A 24044-nucleotide genomic window follows, 5' to 3' on the forward strand; every position below is an offset into this window, starting at 1 on the left:
TTCCTTGATCGTGGAGCGGCACTGTGCCAAACCCGGCAACCGCGACACGCCGCACGCGAAAGGCCCGGGGAGCGGGCCTTCCGCCGCTCCCCGGGCCTCCCGACGCCTCACCACCCCCGCCCGGATCACCCGAACGGTGGACCGGCGCCCGGCCCCTTACGTCCTCGGGTCCGCCTCCGCCAGCCGGTCCAGCGCGGCCGCCGCCCGGTCCTGAGGCGGGGTGCCGTCCTCCGGGACGTGCCACAGGTACTGCCGCCGGTGCCCGTCCGGCCCCGGGTACAGCAGGCTCACCACCGCGGTGTCCGGATCGTGGAAGGCCGTGCCGGACCAGTCGAGTTCGAGGTCCCAGCGGCCGAGCAGGTCCGGCCGTTCGCGCAGCCCGGCGGCGATCAGCCGGGCGGTCCTGCGGGCCGGCCAGGTCCACTCCTGGTCGCCCTCGGCCCGCGCGATCTCCGCGTCGTACGCGACCGCGTCGAAGCGGTGCTCCGGGATCTCGCGCCGGTGCAGCGGCGACGGCGGCGGTACCGGGCAGCGCCAGCCGGACCAGACCACCTCGTCGCCGTCCCGCCGGATCGTGACGTAGAGCGCGCCGCAGCACCCCTCGGTGCAGTACGCCTCCGCGAGCCGCACCTCCCGGGGCTCGTCCGTGGCCCGCAGCCCGCCGCCGTCCAGCAGTTCCTCGGGGGCCTGCGCGGGCCCCCGCCCGAAGACCTCCGGTACGAGGGGGCGGCCGTCGATCAGGATGCGGGTCTCGACGGTCCCCGGGTCCTGGGGGTCGCGCTGGACGATCTCGATCCGCGGCGCCCGGGGCCGGCCGGCGGGCACACGCGCCAGCTGCCCACGGACCCGGCGGGCCCACGCGATCCGCCGGCGCCCGGCGGTGTCCCCGCCGTCCCGGTCCACGACCGCCCGCCACCGCGCCCGGCCCAGCACGGTCGCCAGCTCCGCCAGCAGTGCCTCGCGCCGCCCCGGTCCCCAGCCGTGGAGCACGGCGGCCCCACTGCGCAGCTCCTGGGCGGCGGACAGCAGCAGCGCGCAGTGGTCCAGTGTGGGCGTCAGCCGGCGGGCGCCCCGCACGAACCCCTCGTACGCCTGCGCGGCCTCCCGGTAGGAGAGGATTTCGGGGGTGTAGTCGCGCAGACTGGTCATACGGAACAGCAACCGGCCCGCCTGGGAAACCAGTTCGGCGGAGGGCGCTGCCGCCTCCCCCACCGCCGGCCCCACCGCCCGCAGGTGCTCCGCCAGACGCGCCGCCTCCGCCGCCCGCCGTGCGGTCTCCGGGCCCAGCTCCCTCGGCAGCGCGGCCAGCCGCTCCCGTACCGCCGCCGCGTCACCGGCCTCGATCGCGGCGACCAGCGCGCGCAGTTCGGGCGCCTTCTCCCGGTCCCGCAGACAGATCAGCGCCGCGGCCGGCCGGTCGACGGCGTCGAGTGCGTGGACGACGGGGCCCACGAGGTCGCGCAGCAGACCGAGCCTCCTGAGGTACGGCACGTCCTCCGGCTCCCCGAGCCGGGCCAGCAGGGCGAGGCCGACGCGGACGGGCAGATGGCAGCTCCCCGTACGTACCAGGCACCGCGCCAGCGCACGGGCGCGTGCCTCGTTCTCCAGGGGCAGCCCGTGCACGATCCGGGGAATCTGTGCGGGGCGGACGGGCGGGTCCATCGCGGCCAGTCCCCGATGCACGTCCTCGGCGGCCCCGGCCGCATCCGCGGCGACCAGCAGCGGGGTGAGCAGGTCCGTCAGCTCGTCCCGGGTCCGCGCCCAGTCCCGGCCGGCCCGGGAACCCGGCCGAGGGCGATCGGGCCGTGCCGCGTACCCCCGGGACCACGGCCCCTCGGGTTCCGCGTCCCGGACACGCACGGCACAGGCGTACAACGAGGGCCGGGGCAGGAGCGCGTCGCGCTCTTCCGGGGCGCTCAACGGGCGGGGTGGTTCTCGATTCCATAGGTCATACGGCGGAGTCTGGCAGGGAACCCGGCCCGGGACGAGCGGATTTCACGGCCGACGGCCGACGGGCGGGCGTACGGCCGACCAGGGCGCGGCTGTACCGTCCCGGCACGCCCAGCGGGAAGAATGCGCCCCCATGAGCCATTCGCAACCCGCCCCCAGCGCCTGGCACCGGCGCATGACCGCTCGCCTCGCCGACGAGGAACACCGCACGGCGACCATGCTGGAGCTGTTCTTCGACCTCTGCTTCGTCACCGCCGTCTCCCAGGCCGCCACCGCCTTCGAGCACGAACTCGCCGAAGGACGCGTCGGCCACGGGGTCCTCGGCTACGCGATGGTGTTCTTCGCGATCTGGTGGGCCTGGATGAACTTCACCTGGTTCGCCTCCGCGTACGACACCGACGACGTGCCCTACCGGCTGCTGACCCTCGTTCAGATCACCGGCGCCCTCGTCCTCGCGGCGGGCGCGGCCGAGGCCCTGGAGCACGAGGACTTCACCGTCATCACCTGGGGCTATGTGATCATGCGGCTCGCCATGGTCACCCAGTGGCTGCGCGCCGCCTCCTGCGACCCCGAGCGCCGCCGCACCTGTCTGAGCTACGCCGTCGGCATCTTCGTGGTGCAGATCGGCTGGGTCGTACGGCTGGCCCTGCCCGAGGACACCGGGCTGCTCACCTTCGCGATCCTCGTCGTCGCCGAGATCGCCGTCCCCGTCCTCGCGGAACGCACCGCCACCACCACCTGGCACCCGCACCACATCGCCGAACGCTACGGCCTGTTCACCCTGATCGTGCTGGGCGAGTCCATCACCGCCGCCACCGGTGCCGTACGCGCCTCCCTCGACACCCACGCGGCGCTCGGCGACCTCGCCACCCTCGTCGTCGGCGGAATCCTGACCGTGTTCGCCCTGTGGTGGCTCTACTTCTCGCAGAGCGCGGCCGAGCGCCTCACCACGCTCCGGACGGCCCTGCTGTGGGGGTACGGCCACTACTTCGTCTTCGCGTCCGCGGCCGCCGTCGGCGCCGGGCTCGCGCTGAACGTTGCCCACACCACCGGCCACGGCGAACTCACGGACCGGGCGTCGGCGGCCGCGTACACCATCCCCGTCGCCGTGTTCATCACCGTCGTCTGGCTGCTGCACCACCGCGGCAACGGACGGGGACGGGCCGCCGACGTGCTCCATCCCGTCGCGGTCGTGGCGATCCTGGCCGCCACGTTCGCCCCCTCCCCGGTCCTCGTCACCGGGATCGTCGCCGCACTCCTCATCACCGCGACCCTGGTCCTGGCCGCCCGCGCCCCGGGGAAGATCCCGGCGTCCTGAGCACGGCGCGGCGGGGCGGCCGGTAGCGTGGTCCGGATGACAGTGGGCACCGCCGGGACACGGCTCGTCGTGCTGCGCGGCAACTCGGCCTCGGGCAAGTCGAGCATCGCGGCCGGCCTCCGGGAGCGGTTCGGCCGCGGTCTGGCGCTGGTGGAGCAGGACAACCTGCGCCGGGTCGTCCTGCGCGAGCACGACCACCCCGGCGGCGCGAACATCGGACTCATCGACACCGTGGCCCGCTACGCGCTCGACGCGGGCTACCACGTCGTCCTCGAAGGCATCCTGTACGCCGACCGCTACGGACCGATGATCCGTCGGCTGGCCACGGACCACCGCGGCCCCACCCACCACTACTACCTGGACATCGCGTTCGACGAGACGCTGCGCCGCCACGCCACCAAGCCCCTGGCCGACACACTGGGCGAGCCCGAGCTCCGCTCCTGGTACCGGCCCCTCGACCTGCTCCCGGACGGCGTGGAGTCGGTGATCGGCGCCGACAGCAGCCTGGCCGCCACGGTCGACCGGATCATGACCGAGACGGGCCTCGACCGCCTCCCCGCCCGCGAGCACTGACCCGAGGGCGGACCGGACCGCGCCGCGTGCCGCCTGGCGCCGCGGTCAGCGCCCGGCCGGGGCGGCGGCCCGGTTCTGCCCCGGCAGCACGATCCCCTGCTCCTGGGCGGCCCTCCCGGGGCGCAGGGTCCACGGCACCGGCGAGGTGTCGGCCAGCCACCCCTCTTCGAGGGCCCGGCCCACGGCGAACCCGCGCAGCGCCCGGGACAGCTTCTTCCAGCCCAGGCCCCTGCACAGCTGCCCGTAGGACGGACCGTGGCCGTGCTCGGCGCGGAAGGCGACGGTGAACGCGGCGGCCTCGCGTCCGGCGTCGGGACGGGTCTCCCGCCAGGTCTCGTACTCACCGAGCACCGACCGGGGGGCGGGCACCGGGGAGGGCGCGGACATGAACGCCCGCGCGACCCGCCCGAACGGGAGCCGGCACACCGCGCACCCCTCCACCGCCGCCACGTGCCGCAGCAGCGCCGGGGTGACGCCGGACTTCCACTCCGCCCACGCCTGCGGGGTGATCTCCTCGGGTTCGGCGGCGGCCGCCGCCTCCCGCGCCGCCCGGCGCCCGGCCTCCGCGGCCGCCAGCTCCGCGACCTCCTCGGGCGTACGGAACAGGCCCGAGAGGTGCCGCATCGCCGGGCCCAGCCGGTACGTCCGGCCGGACACCTCGGCGAGGAACCCCTTCTCGAGGAGCTCGGGGACGGAGCCGTAACAGGCGACGGGCAGCTCGGCGGGCGCCTGCCCGACCAGTTCGCCGGTGCAGTGCGCCGCCAGGAACAGCGCGGCCAGCCGGGTGGCCGGGGAGGTCTTCTTCACTGGCTTGGCCATCCGCGTACGCATGACCCATCCCGACACCCGCGACCGCGTGCCCTTGCCCAGCGGCAGCGCGTTCCCCGCGCCCGGGGCCAGGTCGGGCACCACGATCCCGACCGGCAGGTCCGGCTCCCCGCCGATCAGGTCCCCGGGCACCCGCCACCCGGCGGCGACGAGTTCGGCCAGGGCCCGCTCCGGGTCCTCCAGCCGCAACGACCGCAGGTCCGTACCCGTGAGGTTGCCGGTCCCGGTCCGGGCGGCCCGGATGGCGACGACGACCGCGAGAAGCTTCGCGTCGGCGGAGACCAGGGGAAGCGCCACCACGTACGAGAGGAGCTCCCGCGCGGCCTCCCCCTGGCGTGGCGTCAGCAGGAAGGGGGGCGGCGGGGGCGAGGCGGCGGCCTCGACGGGGATGTCAGGCGTGGGCACATCACATCTAACGGTGATCAGACCGCGGAAGTCACGCACGACCGGGCCACGCGGTGCACCGGCCGCCTCGCCCCGCCACGTCAGGGAGGCGTTAGCAGAACATGAGCGGAGGGCGGGAAGCTTCCTGTGTCAGCAGGTCAGGAGGGGGAGCGGTTCGCCGCAAGTTCCGGACCACCGCTGCACCGCCACACTCGACCGCCACACACTCGGGGACATCTCATGCCTACCAGCCGCAACCGCAAGCGCACCGCCGCCCTCGGCACCGCCGTCACCGCCGTGCTCGCCCTGGCCCTCACCGCCTGCGGCGGGGACGACACCGGAACGAAGTCGGCCGGCCCGGCGAACAGCTCCACGACGGCCACCGGGGGCGACGCCGGCCGGCCCGCCGGCTCCGCCACGACCACGGAGTCCACGACCGGTGGCTCCTCGACGACGGGCGGCTCCTCCACGGGCGGTTCGACGAAGGCGGTCACGTCGAGCAGCGACAAGTCCAAGGGCGGCGCCGGCAAGACCGGCGGCGACACCAGCGACAGCTACGCCTACAAGCACCCGTGCAAGAGCACGGACCTCTCGGTACGGGTCTACGCCCGCGAGGGTTCGGCCACCCAGCACGTGATCGAGGTCAACAACACCGGCGCCAACGCGTGCGGCCTGAGCTACTTCCCGCGCGTCAGCCTGGGCGCGGCGAACGCCAAGGACCACAGCGGCGACATCCTGCCGCTGGTCCCCGGCGGTCTGGGCGGCGCCCCGGCCTACCCGGTCAAGCCGAAGACCGCCGCCATCGCGGTGATCGACCTCAACCCGGCCGGCGCCAACGGCGTGACCTGGGTCAACGAGCTGAACGTGCTGGCCGACGGCGACCACATGCCCAACGCGGAGCAGCTCAACTTCCCCCTCGGCCCGGACGTCAAGGTCAACAACCCGAAGCTGGGCCTGTACGAGAGCTCGATCGCGGACGCGGTGAACTCCATGAAGCAGGCGGACACCAAGTCCTGACCCGCCCCTCCCCTCCTCCGCCCCGGACCCCGACCCCGTCCGGGGCGGACGTGTGTCCGGACGCCCCGGCGTGGGAATGATCATCCGCATGAACGACCACGGGCATGAGGACGTGCGCGACCGGCCGGGGCAGATCCTGCACTGGAACTTCTTCATAGGCGGCCATCTGAGCGCCTCCGTGCCCGTGCGCCTCGTCGAACGTACGGCCGCCGGCCAGCTGGTGTGGATGGAGAGCGGTACGCCGATGTGGCGCACCGCCCTGCCCCGGGGCGCCACCCACCTGCGGGACATCGCGCCGCACGAACGGCCCGCCGGGGGCTACCCCGTCGTCGCCGACCGCTGGCCCATGGGCAACGCCCTCTTCTACCAGCCCACCGGCGCCGCACACGCCGTCCTGTGGCTCTTCGGGCGCAGACAGAAGTTCCGCGGCTGGTACGTCAACCTGGAGCGGCGCGTCCACTGCGGCACCGACATCGACATCGCCGACCACGAGCTGGACATCAACGTGGCGCCGGACCGCACCTGGCAGTGGAAGGACGAGCAGTCCTTCACCGAGAAGACGGGCCATCCCGCGTACTGGACGGCCGAGGAAGCGGTCGCGATCCGGACCGAGGGGGCGGCCGTGGCACGGCTCGCCGAGACCGGAACCTTTCCGTTCGACGGATCCTGGTGCGATTTCCGGCCGCCGTCGGCGTGGACCACCCCCGCCCGCTCGCCCCGCCCGCGCCACCCCCTGCTGCGGCCGGCGGACGCCCCGGCCTCGCGCCATCCGCCCTGATGGGTGCGGTTCGGGGACCGCAACGCGTCTCGGCCAGGGTGGCGCGATGGCAGTCATTGCCCGGCGTCACCCTCCGTGATACACAGAGTAACCATACGTAATTCGCTCACACACCGATTCGACCGCAGGTCAGCGCGGTCAGACCGGTCAAATGTGCGAGATCCGGGTAAAGAAGGCCGCCAAGTCGTCGTACGAGAGCAGTTTCATCAGCGATGATAGAGGGTGACCCGTGCCATGCGGTACGGGCGCTGAACTACCCAACAGGGGCGGTGACTTACATGATCCTGGCAGCTGAAAAGGGCGACATCACCACCATCATCGGCGGAATCGCCCCGAACTGGGGGCCGTTCGGGACCCTGGGCAACGAGGCCCGCGTAATGATCGAGGTCGTGATGGCGATCGCCATCCTGCTCTGCCTCGGCATCGCGGTCTGGGGAGCGGCGAAGCAGCGCATCGGCGCGACGGCCCTGCGCGACACCTTCAGCGCGGAACAGGGCAAGGGGCTGATCGTCGCCGGCCTGACCGGTGTGTTCATCATCGGATCGCTCGGAACCCTGTTCACCATCGTCTACGGGATGGCCGTCTAACCGGACGTCAGCCCGCGCCCCCCATCCGTCCGTCGTGCCCACCGGCAGAGGTTGCGTCTCCCTGATGTCGAGTCACCACACCGCGTCCGCGCGGAAACCAGCACGGCTACCGTCGTACCACGACACGGTTCAGGCAACGGTTGAGGGGGCGTACGCGGCATGAGTCTCGGCGACGAGGACGGTTACGGCAACGACTCGGGGCGTACGGGCGACGGCTACAGCACCCTCGGCGGTACGCGCCAGACCCGTACCCGCCTCCCCGACGGCGAGGGCGGCGACGGCTACGGCCCCCGCCGCCCACCCCGCAACTCCCGCTCCCTGATCACGGTCATCGGCGTGGTCGTCCTCCTGCTGGCCGCCATCGCGTTCGCCAACATGGGCGGCGGCAGTGGGGACGACGACGCGCGGGGCAACAACGACAAGAAGGCGAACACGTCCCCGACGTCGGCCACGGGAACGAAGCCGGTCACAGGAAAGACCGGCACCATCCCCTCAGGCTTCGCCCACGACGAACAGGGGGCGCAGAGCGCGGCATCCAACTTCGCGGTGGCGCTCGGTTCCGTCGAGATGTTCAAGAAGGACAGTCGGCACTCGATCGTGGACAGCGTGTACACGGCTCAGGCCGCTGGAAAACTCAGAGCCCCACAGGACGCTGCCTACTCTCCTGCGTTTCTCGACAAGCTCGGGCTCGATGCCGACGGGAATGCACCACAAGGCAGCACATTCGTATCGCGAACGGTCCCTGTGGGCACCAAGTTGGAGTCGTTCGACGGCCACACCGCCAAGGTCTCGGTCTGGTACATGGGCCTGATCGGCATGTCCGGACCTGGGTCCACGGACCCTGTCCGTACCTCCTGGAAGACCTGGACGGTCGAGCTCACCTGGACAAACGAAGACTGGAAGGCCGTCAGCGACTCCCAGAAGGACGGGCCTGCTCCCGTCCCTGGGGATGTCGCGGCTTCGACCTCAGACGAGATCAGCAAGGCTGTCGAGGAGTACGGAGGCTTCACTTATGCCCGTTAGCCTTCGTCGCCACATTCACGCTGTCGTCAGCACACTGGCGGCAGCGCAGACAGCCGCGGTCGTCTTCTCGGGACGTGCCATCGCCGCCCCCAGTCCGTCTCCTTCGCCTAGCCCGAGCAATAAAGCCTGCGATCTGCTCATCGGCCCCGCCAAGCAGTACTGCGAGGATGGCGACGCCTCCCCCAAAACCACCCCCCCCAACAGCACCGACCCCGCCCTCGACCCCCTCACCTCCCTGGGGCGCGGCTGTGCCGACGCCGCCGCATGGATCGTGGGCAAGCTCAGCGAAGCCGTGAAGAGCACCGCCAACGTCGACTTCACCAACACCCGCTTCCTCCAGCAGTACGCGATCGTCTTCGCCGCCTCCACCGTGCTGACGCTCGTCCTGTGGCTGCTCGCCGTCGCCAAGCGCGCCATCCGCGGCGTGCCGCTCACCACCGCCATCTCCGAGGCCATCGGCTTCCTGTGGCTCACCGTGCTCGCCTCCGCCTTCACCCCCCTGATCCTCTACACCATCGTCTCCGCGACCGACGGCGTCACCGAGGTCATCGCCTCGTCCTCCGGCGGCCAGACCGACGTCTTCTTCGGCTCGTTCGCCGACGCCCTCAAGAAGGACTCCGACATCGGCGGCGGCCCGATCATGCTGATCGTCGTCTCCCTGGTCTCCATCCTCGCCGCCGGCATCCTCTGGCTCGAGCTCGTCATCCGCGCCGCCCTCCTCTACGTCGGCGCCCTGCTGGGAACCGCCGTGTACGCCGGGCTCGTCGACAAGAACATGTGGGGCCACGTACGCCGCTGGGCCGGCATCATGATCGCGGTGATCATGGTGAAGCCGGTCATCGTCATCGTGCTCGGCCTCGCCGGCGCCCTCTCCTCCGACGACGGCCCCGACGCCTTCTCCGCCGTCGTCTCCGGACTCGCCATCATCCTGCTGGCCATCTTCGCCTCCGGCATGATCTACCGCTTCGTCCCCGGCTTCGGCGACGAGATCCAGGGCGCCCGCACCAACCGCAAGCAGGCCACCGACGGCTCCCAGGCCGCCGCCATGATCAGCTCCCCCGCCGCCCTCGTCTCCCAGGGCATCAAGACCCACAGCAGCCGCGGCGGCGGCCAGGACGGCGGCGGCAACAACAGCGGCGGCGGCCGCCCCGCCAACCCGGTCAGCGGCGGCGTCGCCGCCCACAGCTCCCGCAACTCCGGGAGCGGGGTCGGCGGCGGATCTGTCCCCTCCGCCGCACCTCCGCCCCGCAGCGGTTCGGGCCCCACCTCCGGCACCCCGCACAGCAGCCGCGGCTCACGCGGCGGTCCGGGCAACTCAGGCAGTACAGGTAACAACCGCACAGGAGGTGGCGGGCGTTGAGCACTCAGTCCCATCCGATCACGCCCCGCCGTACGTATCTCATCGGCCGCGCCCGGCCGAACGCGATCGTCGGCAAGAACCGCGAGACCGGCGAGATCGCCCTGATCATCGCCGGCGCGTTCCTCGGCATGATGAGCGGCCTGCTCGTCCCGGTCCTCTCCCTGCGCATCGTGCTGCTCACCGGTTTCCCGCTGCTCGCCCTCGCCGTCGTCTACGTCCCGTACAAGCACCGGACCTTCTACAAGTGGTTCGAGATCAACCGCAGCTACAAGCGCTCCCTGCGCCGCGGCACCACCTACCGCTCCCTCGCCATGGAAGCCGGCGTCAGCGCCGACGGCCGCGAGGTCGAGATCGGCCCGCCCCCCGGCATCGGCCGGATCAACTGGCTGGCCGCCCCCTTCGGCCCCGACGAGATCGCCGTCCTGCTGCACGCCGACCGCCGCACCGTCACCGCCGCGATCGAGATCGAGGGGCCCGGCGTCGGCCTGCGCGACAGCGAGGACCAGGAGGCCCTCGTCGACCGCTTCGGCACCCTCCTCAAGCACGTCGCCAACGGGGACGGCTTCGTCACCCGCCTCCAGATGCTCGCCCGCACCCTCCCCGCCGACCCCGACGCCCACGCCAAGGACGTCGCCCAGCGCGGCGACAAGGCCGCCCCCGGCTGGCTCCAGGAGTCCTACGACCAGCTCCAGTCCATGGTCTCCACCTCCAGCGAGCAGCACCGCGCCTACCTCGTCGCCTGCATGCACTTCACCCGCGAGCTCGCCGCCGAGGCCCACGCCATGGCCCGCGCCGCCCGCCCGCACGCCGGCCGCAAGCTCGACCGCGACGCCGGCCTCGCCGTCGTCATGGCCCGCGAGCTCACCGACATCTGCGCCCGCCTCGCCGAGGCCGACATCCGCGTCCGCCAGCCCCTCGGCCAGAGCCGGCTCGCCTCCCTCGTGCACTCGATGTACGACCCCGACCACCCCATCGACCACATCCAGGCCATGACCAAGCGCAACGCCTGGCCCGCCGAACTGGACGCGGTCGAGCCGACGTTCCTCCAGGCCAAGACCCGCGAGTCCGCCACCCGCGCCCCCTGGTGCCACTCCACGGCCTGGGTGAAGGAGTGGCCGATGACCCCCGTCGGCGTCAACTTCCTGGCCCCGCTCCTCGTCCACACCCCGGACGTGATCCGTACGGTCGCGGTCTGCATGGACCTCGAACCCACCGAGATCGCCATCGAGCGCATGCTCACCGAGAAGACCAACGACGAGGCCGAGGCCAGCCGCCAGGCCAAGATGAACCGCACCGTCGACCCCCGCGACATCGCCGCCCACGGCCGGCTCGACCAGCGGGGTGAAGATCTCGCCAGCGGCGCCGCCGGGGTCAACCTCGTGGGGTACATCACCGTGTCGTCGCGTTCGCCCGAGTCCCTCGCCCGCGACAAGCGGACGATCCGGGCCTCGGCCGGAAAGTCGTACCTGAAGCTGGAGTGGTGCGACCGCGAGCACCACCGCGCGTTCGTGAACACCCTGCCCTTCGCCACCGGCATCCGCCGCTAGCCCACCAGCCCCGCGACACCGAGAGGGAGGTCAGTCACGCCATGCGAGATCCGCTGTCCGCGTTGTCGGACGCCTTTACCGCCTTCCTCTTCGGGAAGGTGGAGACGACCCGGCTGCCCGTCCGCACCTCGACCGGACAGGCACAGGCGGTCTATCTGCCCACCGCAGCCCCCGGCCTCGGCGACTCCGGCGTGATCATCGGCCGCGAGGTCTACTCCGGCAAGGGCTACATCTACGACCCCTTCCAGCTGTACGGGCAGCAGCTCCCCGCCCCCCACTGGCTGGTCCTCGGCGAGTCCGGCAACGGCAAGTCCGCGCTGGAGAAGACCTACGTCCTGCGCCAGCTCCGCTTCCGCGACCGCCAGGTCGTCGTCCTGGACGCCCAGGGCGAGGACGGCGTCGGCGAATGGAACCTCATCGCCCAGGAGCTGGGCCTGACCCCCATCCGCCTCGACCCGACCTCCGCGCTCAACGGCGGCATCCGGCTCAACCCGCTCGACCCCGCGATCACCACCACCGGCCAGCTCGCCCTGCTGCGGACCATCATCGAAGTCGCCATGGGCCACGGCCTCGACGAGCGCTCCGGCTTCGCCCTCAAGGTCGCGCACGCCTATGTGAACGAGACGACGACCGACCGCCAGCCCGTCCTGATGGACATCGTCGACCAGCTCCGCCACCCGGAGCCGGAGTCCGCCGAGGCGATGAACGTCGACATAGACGACGTACGCGCCTGGGGCCTGGACGTCGCCCTCGTCCTGGACCGGCTCGTCGACGGCGACCTGCGCGGCATGTTCGACGGCCCGACCTCCGCCGGCATCGACCTCGACGCCCCGCTGATCGTCTTCGACCTCTCGCACATCGACCGCAACTCGATCGCCATGCCGATCCTGATGGCGATCGTCGGCGTCTGGCTCGAACACACCTGGATCAGGCCCGACCGCAAGAAACGCATCTTCCTGGTCGAAGAGGCCTGGCACATCATCAACTCCCCCTTCGTCGCCCAGCTCTTCCAGCGCCTGCTGAAGTTCGGCCGCCGCCTCGGACTCTCGTTCGTCGCCGTCGTCCACCACCTCAGCGACGTGGTCGACGGAGCGGCCGCCCGGGAAGCGGCGGCCATCCTGAAGATGGCATCGACCCGCACGATCTACGCCCAGAAGGCCGACGAGGCGAGAGCCACCGGCCGGGTCCTCGGCCTGCCCCGCTGGGCCGTCGAGATCATCCCCACCCTCACCCCGGGCATCGCGGTCTGGGACGTCAACGGAAACGTACAGGTCGTCAAACACCTGATCACCGAGGCCGAACGCCCCCTCGTCTTCACCGACCGCGCCATGACCGAGTCCTCCGCCACCGACCTGCTGCCGGAGGACGTACGCGCCGCCGAACTGGAGGCGGAGCAGCGCGCGGCCAGGATCGAGAACCAGCAACGGCTGAACGAGTCGTCCGAGTCAACGGTGGCATGACATGGCGGGGCACCACGAGGCACGGACCGGAGGCAAGGGCGGCGGCATCCCCGACGGCCTCCTGATCGGGCTGCTGGCCTTCCTCCTCGGGCTGACGCTGCTCGCCTGGACGGCCACCGGCCTCGCCGGAATCCTCGCGCACGGCGGCTGGCCCGAAGGCGTCACCCTCGCCGAGACCCCGCTGGCCCTGCGCCGCCTGCTGGAGGCCCCGCACGACCTCCCGGCCGCCTGGCCCACCACCCCGGTCGGCGAGCTCTCCGGCTACGGGCTGTTCTGGGGCCTGTTCATCGGCGAACTGATGGTGCTGGTGGTGGTGTCGGTGTTCGTGATGGGCGTCGTCACCCGCTGGCGCGCGGTACGGGCCCGCCAGCACGCCGAACGCACCGCGCACCAGGAGCAGCAGGAACTGCTGCGGCGGGCGCAGCGCGCCGAACGCAAACAGAACAGGCGGACGGCCCGGGCCAAGGGGAAGGCGAAGGGGAGCAAGGACCAGGAGTACGTGACCGGCACGCTGTTCCCCGCCCCGGCCGCCGACCCCGCGCCGCCGCCCACGGAGTACGCCACCGAGCCGGTCCCCCACCTCCCCGATCCGGCCGGGCCCGCGGACCCGGCGGGCGGCGCCGAACCCCTCGTCCCCGTGCCCGCCGCCGTCCCCTCCCCCCGCACCCCGCTCGTCGTCTACGGCCCCGCCACCACCCGCCGGCCCACCGCCGTCCAGGCGATCCGCGAAGCCGGCGGGCCCGTGCTCGTGGTCACCTCCGACCCCAGCGTCTGGGCCGAGACCAAGGACGCCCGCGCCAAGCTCGGCCCCGTCCTCGTCTACGACCCCGGCCACCTCTGCGACACCCCGGCCCGGCTCCACTGGGCCCCCACCGCCGGCTGCGAGCAGCCCGACCGGGCGGCCGCCCGCTCCGCCGCCCTCCTCGCCCCGGTCCGCCCGCAGGCCCGGATCGACGCGGCAACGGCCGACACCGCCGAGACCCTCCTGCAGTGCTGGCTGCACGCCGCCGCCATCGACGGCCGCCCCTTCCGCCAGGTACACCGCTGGGCCTCGGGCGGCAGCGCCCACGAACCGGTCCGCGTGCTGCGTACACACCCCAAGGCCGCCGCCGGGCTCGCCGGGCTGCTGGAGTCGGCGCTCACCGCCCATCCCGAACGCCGGGAGATGGCACAGGAACTGACGGTACGGGCCTTCGGCGCCCTCTCCTCGGTTCACATCCGGGACGCCTGCACACCGAACAGAACCGATGCGCTCGCCCTGGAATCTTTTGCCGACGAGGGGGGCACCCTTTATGTGGTGGGTGAACCCATCGAGACCCCGCGATCCGGTCCAGGAGCGATGCCCCTGCTCACCGCGCTCGCCTCAGACGTGGTCGAGCACGGCCGCCGCATGGCCGCACGGTCATCCGACGGCCGGCTCGACCCACCAATGACGCTCGTCCTCGACGACGTCGCGGCCGTGGCCCCGCTGCCCCGGCTGCCGGAGCTGCTGGCGAGCGGCCAGGAGCAGGGCCTGCCCACCGTCGCCCTGCTCCGCTCCCCCGAGCAGGCCCGCTCCCGCTGGACCCAGCAGCTGCACACCCCCGCCGCGCCCTGACGCCAAGCTGATACCAAGCCCTAGGAGCGCGTGCGCGTGATCGCGTACTCCAGCTCACGGGCCGTCGGGTCCCCCTGCATCGGCACCGTCGCACCGGTCGGCGCGAAGCCGATCCGCCGGTAGAACGCGGCGGCCCGGGGATTGTTCTCGTGCACATACAGCCGCACCCGCTCGACCGGCGGGTCGTCCAGCGACCACGACCAGTCCAGCGCGGCCCGGAACAGCTCGTCGGCCACGCCCGCGCCCCGCACCTCCCGGCGCACGAACACCCCGACCACATGGGTCTGGTGCACCGCCGCCGCCTCACCGAACACCGCGTCCCCGTCCGGCCGCTCGACCAGCACGGTCACCGAGCCCGCCCAGCCCCCGTCGGGGGCCTCCGCGACGAACTGCCGCACCGCGCCGTCGCCGTCCTCGGAGCCACCGGCCGTCCGCTCCCGCCAGTAGTCGTCGCTCCGTCGCACACTCTGCTCGTACGTGTCCAGGAACGCCACCGGCGCGACGGGATCCCGCAACGCGGTCAGCCGGAGTTCCTTCGCCTGCCGCCACTCGTCGGCACGCACCGGGCGTATCACATAGTCCATCCACCGATCCTGACCCGGGCTCCAGGGACCGCGCAAACCGATTCCCCCGGCCCCCGGCGTCGTACCCCGGTACTACACCGGCCGCCGGATCCCGACTCCGGTCCGACGTCCGGCGCCCGCCCGCTCCGTAGCGTCGACCGCATGATCAAGGCACACGCACTCACCAAACGGTACGGAGACACCACCGTCGTCCAGGACCTCGACTTCACGGTCCACCCGGGCACCGTCACCGGCTTCCTCGGCCCGAACGGCGCCGGAAAGTCCACCACCATGCGCATGCTCCTCGGCCTGGACGCCCCCACCCGGGGCCGCTCCACGATCGGCGGACGCGCCTACGCCGCCCACAGCGCCCCGCTCACCGAGGTCGGCGCCCTCCTGGAGGCCCGCTCGATCCACCCCGGACGGACCGCGTTCCACCATCTGATGGCGCTCGCCCACACCCACGGCATCCCGCGCAGCCGGGTCGAGCACGTCCTCGACCTCGCCGGGCTGACCGCCGTCGCCGGCAAGCGGGTCAAGGGCTTCTCGCTCGGGATGGGCCAGCGCCTCGGCATCGCGGCCGCGCTCCTCGGCGACCCGGCCACCCTGATCCTGGACGAGCCGGTCAACGGCCTCGACCCGGAGGGCGTCCTCTGGATCCGCAACCTGCTCAGGTCCCTCGCCACCCAGGGCCGCACGGTCCTCGTCTCCTCGCACCTGATGAGCGAGATGGCCCTCACCGCCGACCACCTGGTCATCATCGGACGCGGACGCCTCCTCGCGGACACCACGGTCGCCGACTTCGTCGCCACCGCCGGCGGCGCCTCCGTCAAGGTCGTCACCCCGCAGGCCGCCGCCCTGCGCGACCTCCTCCGGGGCCCGGGCATCGACATCAGCGCCGCGGCCGACCCGGACGAGCTGGAGTTCCGCGGCACGGACGCCGCCGCCATCGGCCGTACCGCAGCCGCCCACCACATCCCGCTGTACGAACTCACCCCGCGCACCGCCTCCCTGGAACAGGCCTTCATGGACCTCACCCAGGAGTCGGTCGAATACCGCGTCACCGCCCCCGAACCGACCGGAGCCCCGGCATGACCACCGCCACCACGACACCCGCCCCGCCCCCCTACCGCGTCACCCCGGCTCGGGTCCTGCGCTCCGAGTGGCACAAGCTCCGGTCCCTGCGCTCCAGCTGGATCACCCTCGGCACCGCGGCCGCCCTGGTCCTCGCCGTCGGCCTCGTCATGGGCACGACCTACACCTCCGACGGCGGCGACTCCGACGTCGACACCGTCATCCTCGTCCTCTACGGCTCCGTGCTCGGCACGCTCTGCACCGTGGTCCTGGGCATCCTCGTGACCGCCGGCGAGTACTCCTCCGGCATGATCCGCGCCTCGCTCACCGCGGTCCCGCGCAGGCTCCCCGTCCTGTGGGCCAAGGCGGCGGTCTTCACCGCCACCGTGTTCACGGCGATGCTGACGACCGATCTGGTCACCTTCCTCGCCGCCCAGTTCTTCCTGCACGACACGGACCAGGCCGCGTCCCTCACGGACCCCGGCGTCCTGCGCGCCGTGGCCGGCAACGCCCTCGGCACCACGCTCCTCAGCCTGATCGCCCTCGGACTCGGCGCGCTCCTGCGCTCGGTCCCCGGCGCGATCGGGGCGTTCATCGGAGGCGTGATGGTCCTCCCGGAGGTACTCACCATGCTCCCGTACGACGCCGTGGACACCGCCGTCCGCTACTTCCCCACCCAGACGGCCGGCGTCCTGGGCTCCGCCACCCCGCTCCCCGACGCCGCCTCCAACGGCGGGGCCCTGCTCGCCCTCGTCCTGTGGGCCTCGGCCACACTGATCGCAGCCGCCGCACTGCTGCGGCGCCGGGACGCATGACATCTACGGGACGGGACGCGAGGGGGCAGGGGTGAGGGACGACGAGACCGGCCGGGCAACGGGCGCCGCCCCGCTCACCGGACGCCTTCAGCACCTCCTCCAGCGCGTCCGCGCCTTCGACCGGCGGCGGCCCGCCGTCTGGAACGGCGCGCTCACCACCTTCTGGGTGCTGTTCGCCGTCATCGACGTCTCCTCGGGCGGCTGGCGCACGGTGGCCCTCGACCGGGGGGCGCCGCAGGGGCTGGTGCTCGTGATGAGCGTGGCGTTCTCCGCCCCGCTGCTGTGGCGCCGCAGCCACCCCCTGGCGGTGCTGGCGTTCATGGCCCCGTTCTCCCTGATCAACGTCTGGACGGGGGCGGTCCTCCAGGCCGCCTTCCTCCAGGAGATCGTCGTCTTCCAGATCGCGCTCCGACGGCCGCCGCGCGCGCTGGCATGGTCGGGCGCGATCGTCCTCGCCCCGCCGGTGATCGGCGCGCTCCACTCCCCCGCAGACTGGAACCGGCTCGTGGTCCCGCATCTGTACGCGCTCGTGTTCGCCTCCCTGGTGGGGATCGTGTTCCGTACGCGCAGGGAGTACACGGAGGCCCTCGTCGACCGCGCCGACCGGCTGGAACGCGAGCGCGACCAGCAGGCCCAGCTGGCGGCCGCCGCCGAACGGACCAGGATCGCCCGGGAGATGCACGACATCATCGGCCACAACCTCTCGGTGATCACGGGCCTCGCGGACGGCGGCGCGTACGCCGCGGCCCGGAACCCGGAACGCGCCGCCCAGGCCCTGGACGCGATCGGCACCACCAGCCGCCAGGCCCTCGGCGAACTCCGCCGTCTGCTCGGCGTACTCCGCGACGACCCCGACCCGGCCGACCGCACCCCGCAGCCCACCCTCGACGACCTGGACACCCTGCTGACCGGCGTACGCGCGGCAGGTCTTCCCGTACGGCTGCGCCACCGAGGTACACCGCCTGCCGTCCCGCCCACCGCGGGACGGCAGTTGACGGTCTACCGGGTGGTGCAGGAGGCCCTGACCAATACGCTGAAGCACGGCGGCAACCACCCCGCCCTGGCGGCCGAGGTCATCCTGACCTACCGGCCGGCCGAGCTGGAGGCCCTGATCACCGACAACGGCGCCCCACGACCCGAGACCGTCGAGTCCGACGGGACCGGCCAGGGCATCACGGGCATGCGCGAACGGGCATCCCTGTACGACGGCACCCTCGAAGCGGGCCGGCCGGCCACCACGGGCTGGCAGGTACGGCTCCGACTCCCCCTGGAGGACACTCCCTCGTGACGACCGTGCTCATCGCGGACGACCAGCCGATGCAACGCTTCGGCTTCCGCATGCTGCTGGAGAGCCAGGACGACATGACCGTCGTCGGCGAGGCCGCCAACGGCCATGAAGCCCTCGAACTCGTCGGCCGGCACCGGCCGGACGTGGCGCTGATGGACATCCGTATGCCGCTCCTGGACGGCATCGAGGCGACCCGCCGCATCATGAAGGCCGGTTCCGCCACCCGCGTCCTCATCGTCACGACGTTCGACCTGGACCGGTACGCCTACGACGGCCTGCGCGCCGGCGCCAGCGGCTTCCTCATCAAGGACGCCCTGCCGGAGGAACTCCTCTCCGGTATCCGTGCCGTGGCCAGCGGCGACGCGGTGGTCGCCCCGAGCCTGACCAGGCGTCTCCTGGACGCGTACGTACAGCACTTGCCGACGGCACCCGGCGGACCGGCCGGCCACGACCCGCGCATCGCGAGCCTCACCGAACGGGAGCGGGAAATCCTCACCGTCATCGGCCAGGGCTGGACGAACTCGGAAATCGCCGAACGGCTCCATCTCGCCGAGTCGACGGTGAAGACCCATGTCTCGCGCATTCTCGCCAAGACGGGGGCCAGGGACCGCGTCCAGGCAGTGATCCTGGCGTACGACACCCACCTGGTCACGCCGGCCTGACGGTAAACGCAGAAAAGCCCCGTGCCACAAGGGCACGGGGCTTTCCACAATAATTGTTCGGCGGCGTCCTACTCTCCCACAGGGTCCCCCCTGCAGTACCATCGGCGCTGAAAGGCTTAGCTTCCGGGTTCGGAATGTAACCGGGCGTTTCCCTAACGCAATGACCACCGAAACACTATGAAATTCAAAACAACCGGTACCATCACAGCCGTTCGTTATTTCAGAACTAACACAGTGGACGCGAGCAACTGAGGACAAGCCCTCGGCCTATTAGTACCAGTCAGCTCCACCCGTTACCGGGCTTCCACATCTGGCCTATCAACCCAGTCGTCTACTGGGAGCCTTAACCCCTCAAGGAGGTGGGAATACTCATCTCGAAGCAGGCTTCCCGCTTAGATGCTTTCAGCGGTTATCCTTTCCGAACGTAGCCAACCAGCCATGCCCTTGGCAGGACAACTGGCACACCAGAGGTTCGTCCGTCCCGGTCCTCTCGTACTAGGGACAGCCCTTCTCAATATTCCTACGCGCACAGCGGATAGGGACCGAACTGTCTCACGACGTTCTAAACCCAGCTCGCGTACCGCTTTAATGGGCGAACAGCCCAACCCTTGGGACCGACTCCAGCCCCAGGATGCGACGAGCCGACATCGAGGTGCCAAACCATCCCGTCGATATGGACTCTTGGGGAAGATCAGCCTGTTATCCCCGGGTACCTTTTATCCGTTGAGCGACAGCGCTTCCACAAGCCACTGCCGGATCACTAGTCCCGACTTTCGTCCCTGCTCGACCCGTCGGTCTCACAGTCAAGCTCCCTTGTGCACTTACACTCAACACCTGATTGCCAACCAGGCTGAGGGAACCTTTGGGCGCCTCCGTTACTCTTTAGGAGGCAACCGCCCCAGTTAAACTACCCATCAGACACTGTCCCTGATCCGGATCACGGACCCAGGTTAGACATCCAGCACGACCAGAGTGGTATTTCAACGACGACTCCACAACCACTGGCGTGGCCGCTTCAAAGTCTCCCACCTATCCTACACAAGCCGAACCGAACACCAATATCAAACTATAGTAAAGGTCCCGGGGTCTTTCCGTCCTGCTGCGCGAAACGAGCATCTTTACTCGTAGTGCAATTTCACCGGGCCTATGGTTGAGACAGTCGAGAAGTCGTTACGCCATTCGTGCAGGTCGGAACTTACCCGACAAGGAATTTCGCTACCTTAGGATGGTTATAGTTACCACCGCCGTTTACTGGCGCTTAAGTTCTCAGCTTCGCCAACCCGAAAGTCAGCTAACCGGTCCCCTTAACGTTCCAGCACCGGGCAGGCGTCAGTCCGTATACATCGCCTTACGGCTTCGCACGGACCTGTGTTTTTAGTAAACAGTCGCTTCTCGCTGGTCTCTGCGGCCACCCCCAGCTCAGACAGTAAATGTCATCACCAGTGATGGCCCCCTTCTCCCGAAGTTACGGGGGCATTTTGCCGAGTTCCTTAACCATAGTTCACCCGAACGCCTCGGTATTCTCTACCTGACCACCTGAGTCGGTTTAGGGTACGGGCCGCCATGAAACTCGCTAGAGGCTTTTCTCGACAGCATAGGATCATCCACTTCACCACAATCGGCTCGGCATCAGGTCTCAGCCCTAATGTGTGACGGATTTACCTACCACACGGCCTACACCCTTACCCCGGGACTACCACCGCCCGGGCTGGACTACCTTCCTGCGTCACCCCATCGCTTACCTAATACAAGTCTGGTTCGTCGGCTCCACCACTACCCTCAACTCCGAAGAGATCAGGCCGGCTTCACGGACTTAGCATCGCCTGATTCAGTACTGGGCGTTTCAAAGCGGGTACCGGAATATCAACCGGTTGTCCATCGACTACGCCTGTCGGCCTCGCCTTAGGTCCCGACTTACCCTGGGCAGATCAGCTTGACCCAGGAACCCTTAGTCAATCGGCGCACACGTTTCTCACGTGTGTATCGCTACTCATGCCTGCATTCTCACTCGTGAACCGTCCACAACTCGCTTCCGCGGCTGCTTCACCCGGCACACGACGCTCCCCTACCCATCCCAGCAGGCGTTGGCCCTTAATGCTGGAATGACACGACTTCGGCGGTACGCTTGAGCCCCGCTACATTGTCGGCGCGGAATCACTTGACCAGTGAGCTATTACGCACTCTTTCAAGGGTGGCTGCTTCTAAGCCAACCTCCTGGTTGTCTCTGCGACTCCACATCCTTTCCCACTTAGCGTACGCTTAGGGGCCTTAGTCGATGCTCTGGGCTGTTTCCCTCTCGACCATGGAGCTTATCCCCCACAGTCTCACTGCCGTGCTCTCACTTACCGGCATTCGGAGTTTGGCTAAGGTCAGTAACCCGGTAGGGCCCATCGCCTATCCAGTGCTCTACCTCCGGCAAGAAACACACGACGCTGCACCTAAATGCATTTCGGGGAGAACCAGCTATCACGGAGTTTGATTGGCCTTTCACCCCTAACCACAGGTCATCCCCCAGGTTTTCAACCCTGGTGGGTTCGGTCCTCCACGAAGTCTTACCTCCGCTTCAACCTGCCCATGGCTAGATCACTCCGCTTCGGGTCTTGAGCGCGCTACTAAACCGCCCTATTCGGACTCGCTTTCGCTACGGCTTCCCCACACGGGTTAACCTCGCAACACACCGCAAACTCGCAGGCTCATTCTTCAAAAGGCACGCAGTCACGACGCACCGAGCAAGCTCGATGCGCGACGCTCCCACGGCTTGTAGGCACACGGTTTCAGGTACTATTTCACTCCGCTCCGCGGTACTTTTCACCATTCCCTCACGGTACTATCCGCTATCGGTCACCAGGGAATATTTAGGCTTAACGGGTGGTCCCGCCAGATTCACACGGGATTTCTCGGGCCCCGTGCTACTTGGGTGTCTCTTAAACGAGCCGTCAATGTTTCAGCTACGGGGGTCTTACCCTCTACGCCGGACCTTTCGCATGTCCTTCGCCTACATCAACGGTTTCTGACTCGTCTCACAGCCGGCAGACCATGAAAAAGAGATCCCACAACCCCGCATGCGCAACCCCTGCCGGGTATCACACGCATACGGTTTGGCCTGATCCAGTTTCGCTCGCCACTACTCCCGGAATCACGGTTGTTTTCTCTTCCTGAGGGTACTGAGATGTTTCACTTCCCCTCGTTCCCTCCACACTGCCTATGTGTTCAGCAGCGGGTGACAGCCCATGACGACTGCCGGGTTTCCCCATTCGGACACCCCCGGATCAAAGCTCGGTTGACAGCTCCCCGGGGCCTATCGTGGCCTCCCACGTCCTTCATCGGTTCCTGGTGCCAAGGCATCCACCGTGCGCCCTTAAAAACTTGGCCACAGATGCTCGCGTCCACTGTGCAGTTCTCAAACAACGACCAGCCACCCATCACCCCGCCCTTCCGGACGAGTGCACTGGGGCGGCAACCGAAGGACGACCATGACGGCCGTACCCTCAGATACCCAACAGCGTGCCCGGCACAGTCAACCCGTCTACGTGTTCCACGCCGAAGCAGTACTAACGAAAACTTGCCAACCGTGCCGAGTAGTCAACGTTCCACCCATGAGCAACCAGCACCGAACATTCGCCGGTGTACTGGCCTCTGACCAGGCAAGCCCGGTAAGAAGTGCTCCTTAGAAAGGAGGTGATCCAGCCGCACCTTCCGGTACGGCTACCTTGTTACGACTTCGTCCCAATCGCCAGTCCCACCTTCGACAGCTCCCTCCCACAAGGGGTTGGGCCACCGGCTTCGGGTGTTACCGACTTTCGTGACGTGACGGGCGGTGTGTACAAGGCCCGGGAACGTATTCACCGCAGCAATGCTGATCTGCGATTACTAGCAACTCCGACTTCATGGGGTCGAGTTGCAGACCCCAATCCGAACTGAGACCGGCTTTTTGAGATTCGCTCCGCCTCGCGGCATCGCAGCTCATTGTACCGGCCATTGTAGCACGTGTGCAGCCCAAGACATAAGGGGCATGATGACTTGACGTCGTCCCCACCTTCCTCCGAGTTGACCCCGGCAGTCTCCTGTGAGTCCCCATCACCCCGAAGGGCATGCTGGCAACACAGAACAAGGGTTGCGCTCGTTGCGGGACTTAACCCAACATCTCACGACACGAGCTGACGACAGCCATGCACCACCTGTCACCCGACCACAAGGGGGGCCGTATCTCTACGGCTTTCCGGGCGATGTCAAGCCTTGGTAAGGTTCTTCGCGTTGCGTCGAATTAAGCCACATGCTCCGCTGCTTGTGCGGGCCCCCGTCAATTCCTTTGAGTTTTAGCCTTGCGGCCGTACTCCCCAGGCGGGGAACTTAATGCGTTAGCTGCGGCACCGACGACGTGGAATGTCGCCAACACCTAGTTCCCAACGTTTACGGCGTGGACTACCAGGGTATCTAATCCTGTTCGCTCCCCACGCTTTCGCTCCTCAGCGTCAGTAATGGCCCAGAGATCCGCCTTCGCCACCGGTGTTCCTCCTGATATCTGCGCATTTCACCGCTACACCAGGAATTCCGATCTCCCCTACCACACTCTAGCCTGCCCGTATCGACTGCAGACCCGGGGTTAAGCCCCGGGCTTTCACAACCGACGCAACAAGCCGCCTACGAGCTCTTTACGCCCAATAATTCCGGACAACGCTTGCGCCCTACGTATTACCGCGGCTGCTGGCACGTAGTTAGCCGGCGCTTCTTCTGCAGGTACCGTCACTTTCGCTTCTTCCCTGCTGAAAGAGGTTTACAACCCGAAGGCCGTCATCCCTCACGCGGCGTCGCTGCATCAGGCTTTCGCCCATTGTGCAATATTCCCCACTGCTGCCTCCCGTAGGAGTCTGGGCCGTGTCTCAGTCCCAGTGTGGCCGGTCGCCCTCTCAGGCCGGCTACCCGTCGTCGCCTTGGTAGGCCATTACCCCACCAACTAGCTGATAGGCCGCGGGCTCATCCTTCACCGCCGGAGCTTTCAACCTTCCCCCATGAGAGAAAGTATTATCCGGTATTAGACCCCGTTTCCAGGGCTTGTCCCAGAGTGAAGGGCAGATTGCCCACGTGTTACTCACCCGTTCGCCACTAATCCACCCCGAAAGGCTTCATCGTTCGACTTGCATGTGTTAAGCACGCCGCCAGCGTTCGTCCTGAGCCAGGATCAAACTCTCCGTGAATGTTTTCCCGTAATCGGGTCGACAC

At 69.0% G+C, this 24044-nt stretch carries 17 protein-coding genes and 3 rRNA genes; 14 read left to right on the top strand and 6 right to left on the bottom strand.

The genetic code is table 11. The annotated features are described in order from the left end of the window. Positions 1-156 precede the first annotated feature (156 nt). The gene (locus RLT58_RS16425; RefSeq protein WP_311311137.1) at positions 157-1920 is read right to left on the bottom strand and encodes a hypothetical protein; all 1764 of its coding nucleotides are present in this window, start codon (positions 1918-1920) and stop codon (positions 157-159) included. A 163-nt stretch (positions 1921-2083) separates the two neighbouring features. On the opposite strand from RLT58_RS16425, the gene RLT58_RS16430 reads away from it, so the two are divergent. Both RLT58_RS16430 and RLT58_RS16435 read left to right on the top strand, forming a co-directional pair. After that, a complete protein-coding gene (locus RLT58_RS16430) occupies positions 2084-3268 on the top strand; it encodes a low temperature requirement protein A (protein ID WP_311311138.1) in 1185 nt (394 codons plus the stop codon). Between the two features lie 36 nt (positions 3269-3304). Next, complete coding sequence (locus tag RLT58_RS16435; RefSeq protein WP_311311139.1) at positions 3305-3841, top strand: P-loop NTPase family protein; 537 nt, start codon at positions 3305-3307, stop codon at positions 3839-3841. A 45-nt stretch (positions 3842-3886) separates the two neighbouring features. On the opposite strand, the gene RLT58_RS16440 is transcribed toward RLT58_RS16435, so the two are convergent. Further along, a complete protein-coding gene (locus RLT58_RS16440; RefSeq protein WP_311311140.1) occupies positions 3887-5074 on the bottom strand; it encodes a hypothetical protein in 1188 nt (395 codons plus the stop codon). 219 nt (positions 5075-5293) lie between these two features. On the opposite strand from RLT58_RS16440, the gene RLT58_RS16445 reads away from it, so the two are divergent. The 8 genes from RLT58_RS16445 (at position 5294) to RLT58_RS16480 (ending at position 14422) form a co-directional block, all read left to right on the top strand. Beyond that, positions 5294-6070 (top strand): DUF4232 domain-containing protein, encoded by a 777-nt coding sequence (locus RLT58_RS16445; RefSeq protein WP_311311141.1) that lies wholly within the window; start codon positions 5294-5296, stop codon positions 6068-6070. A gap of 88 nt (positions 6071-6158) precedes the next feature. Beyond that, entirely contained in the window at positions 6159-6848 is a 690-nt protein-coding gene (locus tag RLT58_RS16450; RefSeq protein WP_311311142.1) for a ribonuclease FAU-1 family protein, read from the top strand. 278 nt (positions 6849-7126) lie between these two features. Further along, a complete protein-coding gene (locus RLT58_RS16455) occupies positions 7127-7435 on the top strand; it encodes a DUF8827 family protein (protein ID WP_018101695.1) in 309 nt (102 codons plus the stop codon). 159 nt (positions 7436-7594) lie between these two features. Continuing rightward, entirely contained in the window at positions 7595-8458 is an 864-nt protein-coding gene (locus RLT58_RS16460) for a DUF8175 domain-containg protein (protein WP_311311143.1), read from the top strand. After that, positions 8448-9818 carry a hypothetical protein gene (locus tag RLT58_RS16465; protein ID WP_311311144.1) on the top strand — a complete coding sequence of 457 codons (1371 nt, stop codon included), beginning with the start codon at positions 8448-8450 and terminating at the stop codon, positions 9816-9818. The genes RLT58_RS16460 and RLT58_RS16465 overlap by 11 nt, the downstream gene beginning before the upstream one ends. Next, entirely contained in the window at positions 9815-11365 is a 1551-nt protein-coding gene (locus RLT58_RS16470; RefSeq protein ID WP_311311145.1) for an SCO6880 family protein, read from the top strand. The genes RLT58_RS16465 and RLT58_RS16470 overlap by 4 nt, the downstream gene beginning before the upstream one ends. A gap of 41 nt (positions 11366-11406) precedes the next feature. After that, positions 11407-12825, top strand: coding sequence for an ATP-binding protein (locus tag RLT58_RS16475; RefSeq protein WP_311311146.1), 1419 nt, complete (start codon positions 11407-11409; stop codon positions 12823-12825). A gap of 1 nt (position 12826) precedes the next feature. Continuing rightward, positions 12827-14422, top strand: a complete 1596-nt coding sequence (locus RLT58_RS16480; RefSeq protein WP_311311147.1) for a type VI secretion protein — start codon at positions 12827-12829, stop codon at positions 14420-14422. A gap of 20 nt (positions 14423-14442) precedes the next feature. On the opposite strand, the gene RLT58_RS16485 is transcribed toward RLT58_RS16480, so the two are convergent. Continuing rightward, positions 14443-15006, bottom strand: a complete 564-nt coding sequence (locus RLT58_RS16485) for a GNAT family N-acetyltransferase (RefSeq protein WP_311311148.1) — start codon at positions 15004-15006, stop codon at positions 14443-14445. A 141-nt stretch (positions 15007-15147) separates the two neighbouring features. Here RLT58_RS16485 and RLT58_RS16490 point away from each other — a divergent pair, with 141 nt between their 5' ends. The 4 genes from RLT58_RS16490 to RLT58_RS16505 are packed head-to-tail and all read left to right on the top strand — an operon-like array spanning position 15148 to position 18824. Further along, complete coding sequence (locus RLT58_RS16490; RefSeq protein WP_311311149.1) at positions 15148-16080, top strand: ABC transporter ATP-binding protein; 933 nt, start codon at positions 15148-15150, stop codon at positions 16078-16080. Then, complete coding sequence (locus RLT58_RS16495; protein WP_311311150.1) at positions 16077-16874, top strand: ABC transporter permease; 798 nt, start codon at positions 16077-16079, stop codon at positions 16872-16874. The genes RLT58_RS16490 and RLT58_RS16495 overlap by 4 nt, the downstream gene beginning before the upstream one ends. A gap of 31 nt (positions 16875-16905) precedes the next feature. After that, positions 16906-18162: a sensor histidine kinase gene (locus RLT58_RS16500; protein WP_311311151.1), complete on the top strand. Its 1257-nt coding sequence runs from the start codon at positions 16906-16908 to the stop codon at positions 18160-18162. Further along, the gene (locus tag RLT58_RS16505; RefSeq protein WP_311311152.1) at positions 18159-18824 is read left to right on the top strand and encodes a response regulator; all 666 of its coding nucleotides are present in this window, start codon (positions 18159-18161) and stop codon (positions 18822-18824) included. The genes RLT58_RS16500 and RLT58_RS16505 overlap by 4 nt, the downstream gene beginning before the upstream one ends. A 55-nt stretch (positions 18825-18879) precedes the next feature. Here the strand turns inward: RLT58_RS16505 and rrf are convergent. From rrf to RLT58_RS16520, 3 genes are all read right to left on the bottom strand, one after another. After that, positions 18880-18996, bottom strand: a 5S ribosomal RNA gene (rrf, locus tag RLT58_RS16510). 78 nt (positions 18997-19074) lie between these two features. Beyond that, positions 19075-22196 (bottom strand): 23S ribosomal RNA (locus RLT58_RS16515). A gap of 299 nt (positions 22197-22495) precedes the next feature. Further along, positions 22496-24019 (bottom strand): 16S ribosomal RNA (locus tag RLT58_RS16520). The 16S, 23S and 5S rRNA genes sit together here, the layout of an rRNA operon. Between the last annotated feature and the right edge of the window lie 25 nt (positions 24020-24044).

The organism is Streptomyces sp. ITFR-16 (assembly GCF_031844705.1).
Taxonomy (GTDB): Bacteria; Actinomycetota; Actinomycetes; order Streptomycetales; family Streptomycetaceae; genus Streptomyces.